The organism is Streptomyces sp. NPDC048516, assembly GCF_043199875.1.
GTDB lineage: Bacteria > Actinomycetota > Actinomycetes > Streptomycetales > Streptomycetaceae > Streptomyces.
Genome location: NZ_JBICWS010000062.1, coordinates 1 through 1,280, shown reverse-complemented (window position 1 = coordinate 1,280; position 1,280 = coordinate 1). Strand labels below are relative to the sequence as shown.

1 protein-coding gene is annotated in these 1,280 nt (G+C 70.0%); it reads left to right on the top strand.

The window, feature by feature from the left end; translation table 11 throughout:
- Positions 1 to 211: 211 nt before the first annotated feature.
- On the top strand, positions 212 to 1,280 hold a 1,069-nt coding region (locus ACGFR7_RS37505; protein ID WP_393328570.1), incomplete at its 3' end, for an IS110 family transposase.

The following is a 1,280-nucleotide window of genomic DNA, read 5'->3' as shown; positions in this document are numbered from 1 at the left end:
ATGACTGTTGCCCCCTGTCGAAGGCATGACCTGGGGGGTGGTGTTCACCGGGCCCGGGAGGTGTTCGTCAGAGACGCTGATCAGAGGTCCGGCCGCCGCCTGGCCTGGCGCAACGCCGGGCAGTTCGCGGGCGGCAGGTCTGCATAACGTGGATGCGCGAGCACGACACCCAAGCCGAGGCCGGCACCGTCAACACCTCGGAAAGGGCACGATGTTCGAGATCGAAGACGTGGGCGTGTTCCTGGGCCTGGACGTCGGCAAGAGCGCCCACCACGGCCACGGCCTGACCCCGGCCGGGAAGAAGGTCTTCGACAAGGCCCTGCCCAACAGCGAACCCAAGCTGCGGGCCGTCTTCGACAAGCTGACCGCAAAGTTCGGCACCGTCCTGGTGATCGTGGACCAGCCCGCCTCCATCGGCGCGCTGCCGCTGACCGTCGCCCGCAACGCCGGCTGCCGCGTCGCCTACCTGCCCGGCCTGGCCATGCGCCGGATCGCCGACCTCTACCCCGGCGAGGCAAAGACCGACGCCAGGGACGCCGCGGTGATCGCGGATGCGGCCCGCGCCATGCCGCACACCCTGCGATCCCTCGAACCCACCGACGAGATCACCGCCGAACTCACGGTCCTCGTCGGCTTTGACCAGGATCTCGCTGCCGAAGCCACCCGCACCAGCAACCGGATACGCGGCCTGCTCACCCAGTTCCACCCCAGCCTCGAACGCGTCCTCGGCCCACGGCTCGACCACCAGGCCGTGACCTGGCTGCTGGAGCGCTACGGCTCCCCGGCCGCCCTGCGCAAGGCCGGCCGCCGCAGACTCGTGGAACTGATCCGCCCGAAAGCCCCGCGCATGGCCACCCGGCTGATCGACGACGTCTTCGACGCCCTCGACGAACAGACCGTCGTCGTCCCCGGCACCGGCACCCTCGATATCGTCATCCCCTCTCTGGCCGCCTCCCTGGCCGCCGTCCACACCCAGCGCCGGGCGACGGAAGCCCAGATCAACACCCTGCTGGAGGCCCACCCTCTTTCCCCGGTCCTGACGTCGATGCCCGGCGTCGGCGTCAGGACCGCCGCCGTCCTGCTGGTCACCGTCGGCGACGGCACCAGCTTCCCCAACGCCGCCCACCTCGCCTCCTACGCAGGACTCGCCCCCGCCACAAAGCAGTCCGGGACCTCGATCCACGGTGAACACGCACCCCGAGGCGGAAACCGGCAGCTCAAACGGGCCATGTTCCTGTCCGCCTTCGCCTGCATGAACGCCGACCCGGCCTCCCGCACCT